This window comes from uncultured Albimonas sp. (genome assembly GCF_963977235.1).
In the GTDB taxonomy this organism is placed as follows: domain Bacteria; phylum Pseudomonadota; class Alphaproteobacteria; order Rhodobacterales; family Rhodobacteraceae; genus Albimonas.
On sequence record NZ_CAXBOD010000112.1, the window covers coordinates 1 to 6,616 of the forward strand.

Sequence of the window (6,616 nt, forward strand, 5' to 3'; positions counted from 1 at the left end):
GCGCAGCACGCGCTCGCCCACCCGTCCCTTCGCCACGTTGATCGCGAATTTCAGCGCCCCGCTCGTCATCACCGTGACGAGATAGAGCGCGCAGAGCAGGAACAGGAACTCGAGCTGGTCGAAGCTCCATGGGCCCGCGGTCTTCTTCACCTCGATCACCTACATCGCCCCGATGATGGTCGAGGAGGCCGGCTTCTCCGACGCCGAGGTCGCGCGGCTGATGGTGCTGTTCGGCCTCGGGCTGGCCGTCGGCAACTGGCTGGGCGGGCGCTTCGCCGACCGCTCGCTCTTCGGCACGCTGTTCGCGACGCTGGCGGCGCAGGCGCTGGTGCTGTTCGTGTTCTGGGCCGGCGTGGGGAACGCGGCGGTGGCCTCCGTCTCGGTGTTCCTGATGGCGGCTTTCGGCTTCGCCACGGTCTCCCCGATCCAGAAGCTGGTGATGGAGCGGGCCAGCCGCGCCGGGGCGCCGACGATGGCCGCGTCGGTCAACATCGGCATGTTCAACCTCGGCAACGCCATCGGGGCCTGGGTCGGCGGCGCGACCATCGCGGCGGGCTTCGGCCTCGCCTCGCCGAACTGGGCGGGAGGGCTGTTGTCGCTGGTCGCCCTGGGGCTGGCGGCACTCGCCCGGGCCAGCGCCGGCCGAGAGGTCCCGGCAACGCCGGCGGAATGACCCGGGGCGCCGGCGATTATCGCCAAGGCGGGGGGCCGCTGCGCAAGCTTGCGTTGCGGCGCCCTGCTGACCGATGATCCCGCAAACGACCGGCCGCTTCTCGGTGACGCTCCGGTGACGGCGCGAGAGGTAGAGACCGGTCGAGACGCGGGAGGAAGACGACATGGCGGGAGAGCACGCCAACCGCATCGTGTCGGCCGTCGGCGGCGGGACCGGGGCGCATGGCGACCCGGCGATCATCGCCTCCTGGCGCCGTTGCCTCGAGGATCATGCGCTGGAGCCGGACCGCATCGGCCCGCCGCGGATGCTGACCGGGGCCGAGCTGAAGGATGTGCTAACCCCGGCCGAAGCGCTGCTGGCCATCGCCACGCCGGAGATGGACCGGCTGCACTTGCGGCTCGCCGACAGCGACTATGTCGTCTCGCTGGCCACGGCCGAGGGGGTGACGGTGTCTTTCCGCTGCGCCCGCAAGCTGGAGTCCGAGATGCATGGCTTCGGCCTTGCCCCTGGCACGGTATGGACCGAGGATCGCCAAGGCACCAACGGCATCGGCACCTGTCTTCGAACGGGCGAGGCGCTGTCGGTGGTCGCCGATGACCACTTCGGCGACTTCGTGACCAAGCTGAGCTGCACAGTCGCGCCGGTGATGGGTCGCGGGCGGCGGCCGGCCTTCGTGTTGAACGTGACGACGCCGCGCAGCACCGACCACGAGGTGCAGCGGATCCTTCGCGGGGTCGTCTCTCACTCGGCCAGGCGGATCGAGAACGCCTGGTTCAACCATCGGAACGGCGGGATGCGCATCGTGCGGCTGACCCCGCACGGCGACTTCCTCGATGCCGCTGCCGAGGCGCGGCTGGCGCTGGACGACGAGGGCCGCGTCCGCGATGCGACCGGAATGGCGGCGGGCCTGTGCGGGATTTCGCCCGAGACCCTGGTCGGGATCCGCTTCAAGACCCTGTTCCGGAGCGCCGACGACGGCCCGCGCGCGGACGGCGCGACCTGGCTGGCGCCGCGCCAGGGCGACCGGCGACTGCTGGCAAAGGTCGACCGGCCCGCTCGCCCGCGCCTGCGCCCGGCCCCCGCCCGCCCGCAGCCGGCCCGCACGCCCCCCGCAGTGGTCGAGGGTGTGCGCCTGCACCTCGCCGCCCCCGCTCTCGACGCCCAGGTGAGCCGGGCGCGCAAGTTGCTCGACGCCGGCTTGCCAATCCTGGTGCAGGGCGAGACCGGCGCCGGCAAGAGCCTGCTCGCCCGCCGCCTGCACCAGCTCAGCCGTCGTTCCGCCAAACCGTTCGAGGCGCTCAACTGCGCCGCCATCCCCGCCACGCTGATCGAGGCCGAGCTGTTCGGCTATCGCCCCGGCGCCTTCACCGGCGCTGCGCGCGAGGGATCGCGCGGGCGGCTGCTGGACGCGGACGGCGGTGTGCTGTTCCTCGACGAGATCGGCGACATGCCGCTGGACCTGCAATCGCGCCTGCTGCACGTGCTGTCGGAGCGCACCTTCACTCCGCTGGGCGGCTCCGGGGCCGTGTCGGTCGACGTCGCGGTGATCTCCGCCAGCCACCGGGACGTGGCCGCGTTGGTGAGTGAGGGACGCTTCCGCGAAGACCTCTACCACCGCCTGAACGGCGCCAGGCTCGCGATCCCGCCCCTGCGCCTGCGCGAAGACCGCGGTGCGGTGATCGAGGCGATCTTCGCCGAGGAGGCCGAGCGCGCCGGTCTTCCCGCGGGGCGGTTCACCGAGGCGGCCCGGGCCCGGCTCTCCGCCCACCTCTGGCCCGGCAACCTGCGCGAACTCCGCCACGCAGCCCGCTATGCCGCCGCCCTGCGCGAGGGCGAGGAGGTGGGGCTCGACCTCTTGCCGCCCGCCATCGTCGGAGAGGCATCCGAGGCGGAGCCCGCGGCCGAGATCGACCGCCTTCGCGCGGCGCTCGACCTCGCGGGAGGCAGCGCCGCCGGGGCCGCGAAGCGGCTCGGCATCTCCCGAGCGACCTTCTATCGACGCATGAAGGCGGCAGGCCTCACCTGAGGCCGCTCAGGCCGAGCGCGCCAGCCATTCGACCTCTCGAGAGACTCGCCACGCGATCAGCGCGTCGATGCGCAGCACCTGCAGCCCGTGACGCGCGGCGAAACCCGCGATGTCAGGCCCGCGCATCATCGTGCCATCAGGGTTCACCAGCTCGGCCAGCATCCCCGCCGGCGACCGCCGCGCAAGTCGCGCCAGATCGTAGGCGGCCTCGGTATGGCCCATCCGCGCCAGCACCCCGCCCCGGCGAGCCCGCAGGGGGAAGACGTGACCGGGCCGGCGCAGATCGGCCGGCCCGGCGGACGGGTCGCCCAGCAGCCGGATGGTGCGCGCCCGCTCCGCCGCTGAGACGCCAGTGCCGACATCCGTCGCGTCGCAGGTTACGGTGAAAGCGGTCGCCAGCGGGTCGTCGTTGCGCTCGACCATCCGCGGCAGCGCCAGCGCGTCGGCCCGCGCGTCGTCGATCGCCACGCAGACGATGCCGGTGGTATAGTTGACCATGAAGGCCAGCGCCTCCGGGGCGGCGAGGTCGGCGGCCGCGATCAGGTCGCCCTCGTTTTCGCGCCCCTCGTCGTCGATCACGATTACCATTCCGCCCGCGGCGATCGTCTCGATCGCCTCCTCCACCGCGGTCGACCCGGCCGGCGGCCAGGCGCTGCGCCGGGCCTGCGCGATCAGCGCGGCCGCGTTCGATTCCATGAACATCATCGAGGTTTCTCCCTTGTGGGGCGCGGCGGGGTCTTGCCCGCCGCGCCCGATGGCGCCGCTCGCTCAGGCCGCCCTGCGCACCGCCGGCGCCACCTCTTCGGCGAGCCGGGTCATCGTCGACCACTCCCGGTCCTTGTTCGCGCCCTCGCCGTCCATCGAGGCCATCAGCAGCGTGCCGAACGGCCCCGACCGCTCGCGCAACGAGATCAGCTTCTCGGTCACGGTGGCGGAAGAGCCATAGACGACCGTCGCCTTGATGATGTCCTCGACGGTCACCTCGTCATCGGCCATCTGCGGGTCCGGCTTCAGCACGGCGGTGTAGTCGGCGCGCTTGAGCACTTCCCACAGGTAGCTGAAGTAGTAGTGATTGGACCCCTTGGGATCGAGCAGCCAGTCCTCGGCCTGGGCGTCGCTCTCCGCGATCAAGACGTTGCGCGCCACGGACCAGTCCTCGCCGGTGGCGGGGCGGTTGGCGGCCTCGCAGCCCTCACGATACTTGATCCAGTGGCTGATGACGGTGCTCTCAGGCGCGAAGTTCGCGGTCACCGGGCGCCAACCCTTTTTGGCGGCGAAGCTGACCGAGCCCGACCCCGGCGACATCGACGACAATGCGATCTCCGGCATCGGCTTCTGGAAGGGCTTGCCGAGGTAGCCCACCCCAAGCTCCGGCACGACGGTGTCGGTGATCTTCACCTGCCAGTGCTTGCCTTGGATGTCGTAGGGCGGATCCTGCGACCAGATCTGCTGGATGGTCTGGATCGACTCCGCCATCCGCTCGTTGCGGATTTCGGCGTCAAGATTGCCGAACAGCTCCATGTCGCTGGCCAGACCGCCCGGCCCGATCCCGAAGATGAAGCGCCCTTTCGAGAGGTGGTCGAACAGCGCCGCCTCGCCCGCCACGATGGCGGGATGGTGGTTCGGCAGGGCGACGACGCCGGTCGCGAAGCGGATCGCCTTCGTGCGGTGGATCAGCGAGGCCATGAACATCATCGGCGAGGCGATCGGCTCGGTCGTGGCCGAGAAGTGCTCGCCCACCCAGGCTTCCTCGAAGCCCAGCGCGTCGGCGTGGATGATCTTCTCGGCGTCCTCGTCGAGCGTCTCGGCGAGGGCCCGGTGGGGCGGGTGCAGCGGCATCTGGAACAGGCCGAGCTTCATGGGGTTTCTCCCTTGTCTCATTAGTTTTGCAAATACGCGACGACCTCCCGCCGCCGCGCCCACGGTCCGCCGCGATCCTGCGGCGGTCGTGTTCGGGGCGGGTCAGACCGCGGCGCGTTCCGCGCGCGCGGGTCCGCCGTCGAGCCACAGCAGCGGCGCCGACGCGCCCGAAGGCGTCAGGCGCACCGCCTCGACCCGGTTCATCAGGATCGTGTGGGTGCCGTAGTCGACCGTTCGCTCGACCGTGCAGAAAAGCGCGGCGCGTGCGCCGACGACCCAGGGCGAGCCGTTGGGTCCCTCCGACCAGTCGCCGACCCGAAAGCGCTCGGATCGACGCCGCTCGCTGGCGAATACGGCCACCACATCCTGCTGATCGCAGGAGAGGCAATTCACGCAGATCTGCCCGACGCGCCGGATCGTCTCGAGCGTTGAAGAGGCGCGGTCGATGGCGAGAAGGACCGAGGGCGGCTCCATGCACAAGGAACTGACCGACGAGGCCGCCATCCCCCTCCAGTCGCCGCCCTGTTCCCGCACCGTAATCAGAGACACGGGCGCCGCGAAGGCGCGCATCGCGTCCCGAAAGTCGGCTTGCAGGTTTTCTCGGCCTGCGGCGGCGTGTTCGTATCCGGCCATGCGACATCGTCCTCCCAACGAGCCTGTCTCCCTCGACGCGCCGCTTCGGACACGTCTCGCTGCAAGGCTTGGCAAGGCACGTGCCAACTTCTTAGTCTTTTTAATTCAACAGCTTGATGCCGTCGAACGTCTCAGATGAGACGGTCGGCACGAGATCGCTGTCGCATGCCTCTCTCGACGAGCGGGCACCTGCATTTCAGCGCCGGGGTGCGGGATTGGCGGATGGAGCAGACGCAGTGCTCGGCGCAAATCGCGAGCATATCCTGTGCGACGCCATGGCGTTCTCGGCGACCACCGCAGTCCTGGCCTGCATGCGCGAGCCCGAGGACAGAGGAATCGCGAAGCGGACCCGACGCTTGATCGCGATCCTGCCGCATCCCGCTCGGGGGGCTCGCGGCTCGTGCAAGTCTTGAACCGCGGAGGGGTTTCCAAGACGGGTTTTCGCAAGCGCCGCTCCGCTCACCGGAGCAAGTGAGCAGAGCGATCAGAGAACCCTTCGTCGAATGGCCAAGGCGCCCTAGCGTCAAGACGATGGGCCCGAGCCTTCCCACTACCCGCGACGTCTGGCGCTGAAGGGCTCTTGAAAGCGTTCAGGCGGAACCTTGAACTTGATGCCAAGCAGGGTCCCCAAAATGGCCGACCATGAAGCCGGCCATTTATGTCCCACAACTCGGAATGCGTCAATCTGGCATGCTGAACCGCGCCGGATCTGCCGGAGGCTGATGTTCGTTAGCTACGCGGCCACGTTGCGAGTTTCCAGCGCGGGGCGGAATGCGGCTTCGGCCTCCGCTGGCGGCACATTGCCGATAGGCTCCATCAGGCGGCGGTTGTTGAACCAGTCGACCCATTCGAGGGTCGCGAACTCAACCGCCTCCAAGCTGCGCCATGGCCCGCGCCTGTGGATGACTGAGGTGGCGCCCTTCCGTGCGACGGCGCTGGCGGCGGTGCTGAAGCGCCATAGCTTAACCCTCGCGCACATCATTCGCCGAGACCCCACCGTTCGAGGCGATAGAGGAGGCGTGGGCGGGAGAGTGGAAGTCCAGCCCTAAACGCCAAGGACTCGCCTCCCGTTCTCGCGCAGCTCCCCCTTCGGTCCGACATAGCGGTAGAGCGTGACCGGTTTGACGCCAAGCTCGGCGGCGAGCTCGGCGACGGATGTGTCGCGATTGGCCATAGCTGCTTGGGCAAGCCGGACCTGAGCCTTGGTCAGCGCGAATTTCCGCCCCCCTTTTCGCCCACGCGCCCGGGCGGCAGCGAGACCTGCGACGGTGCGCTCGCGGATCAGCTCGCGCTCGAATTCGGCGAGGGCTGCGAAGATGCCGAAGACCAGACGCCCGGCCGGCGTGGTCGTGTCGATCTGCGCGCCCTGACCGGCCAGCACGCGCAACCCGATCCCGCGCTCGGTCAGATCCTGCACGACATTG

At 69.6% G+C, this 6,616-nt stretch carries 6 protein-coding genes and 1 pseudogene; 2 read left to right on the plus strand and 5 right to left on the minus strand.

The features are described 5' to 3' along the window. The first annotated feature begins 172 nt into the window (after window positions 1-172). Both AAC134_RS23160 and AAC134_RS23165 read left to right on the plus strand, forming a co-directional pair. Entirely contained in the window at window positions 173-673 is a 501-nt protein-coding gene (locus AAC134_RS23160; RefSeq protein ID WP_339952058.1) for a hypothetical protein, read from the plus strand. Window positions 674-836: 163 nt separating this feature from the next. Next, the gene (locus AAC134_RS23165; protein WP_339952060.1) at window positions 837-2,699 is read left to right on the plus strand and encodes a sigma-54-dependent Fis family transcriptional regulator; all 1,863 of its coding nucleotides are present in this window, start codon (window positions 837-839) and stop codon (window positions 2,697-2,699) included. 6 nt (window positions 2,700-2,705) lie between these two features. Here AAC134_RS23165 and ribB read toward each other — a convergent pair whose 3' ends face one another. From ribB to AAC134_RS23190, 5 genes and pseudogenes are all read right to left on the minus strand, one after another. After that, entirely contained in the window at window positions 2,706-3,404 is a 699-nt protein-coding gene (ribB, locus tag AAC134_RS23170) for a 3,4-dihydroxy-2-butanone-4-phosphate synthase (RefSeq protein WP_339952061.1), read from the minus strand. A gap of 63 nt (window positions 3,405-3,467) precedes the next feature. Beyond that, window positions 3,468-4,559, minus strand: a complete 1,092-nt coding sequence (locus AAC134_RS23175) for an LLM class flavin-dependent oxidoreductase (protein ID WP_339952063.1) — start codon at window positions 4,557-4,559, stop codon at window positions 3,468-3,470. A gap of 102 nt (window positions 4,560-4,661) precedes the next feature. Next, on the minus strand, window positions 4,662-5,192 hold the full coding sequence (locus tag AAC134_RS23180) for a flavin reductase family protein (RefSeq protein ID WP_339952065.1): 531 nt from the start codon (window positions 5,190-5,192) through the stop codon (window positions 4,662-4,664). Window positions 5,193-5,925: 733 nt separating this feature from the next. Further along, window positions 5,926-6,099, minus strand: a pseudogene (locus tag AAC134_RS23185) (IS3 family transposase); the annotation flags it as partial. A gap of 138 nt (window positions 6,100-6,237) precedes the next feature. Then, on the minus strand, window positions 6,238-6,616 hold a 379-nt coding region (locus tag AAC134_RS23190; protein WP_339952067.1), incomplete at its 5' end, for a recombinase family protein.

What these genes read in the sequence shown, in the direction of transcription:
- AAC134_RS23160 (WP_339952058.1), top strand. Translation starts at nt 173, where the DNA reads ATGATGGTCGAGGAGGCCGGCTTCTCCGACGCCGAGGTCGCGCGGCTG.
- AAC134_RS23165 (WP_339952060.1), top strand. Translation starts at nt 837, where the DNA reads ATGGCGGGAGAGCACGCCAACCGCATCGTGTCGGCCGTCGGCGGCGGG.
- ribB (WP_339952061.1), bottom strand. Translation starts at nt 3,404, where the DNA reads ATGATGTTCATGGAATCGAACGCGGCCGCGCTGATCGCGCAGGCCCGG.
- AAC134_RS23175 (WP_339952063.1), bottom strand. Translation starts at nt 4,559, where the DNA reads ATGAAGCTCGGCCTGTTCCAGATGCCGCTGCACCCGCCCCACCGGGCC.
- AAC134_RS23180 (WP_339952065.1), bottom strand. Translation starts at nt 5,192, where the DNA reads ATGGCCGGATACGAACACGCCGCCGCAGGCCGAGAAAACCTGCAAGCC.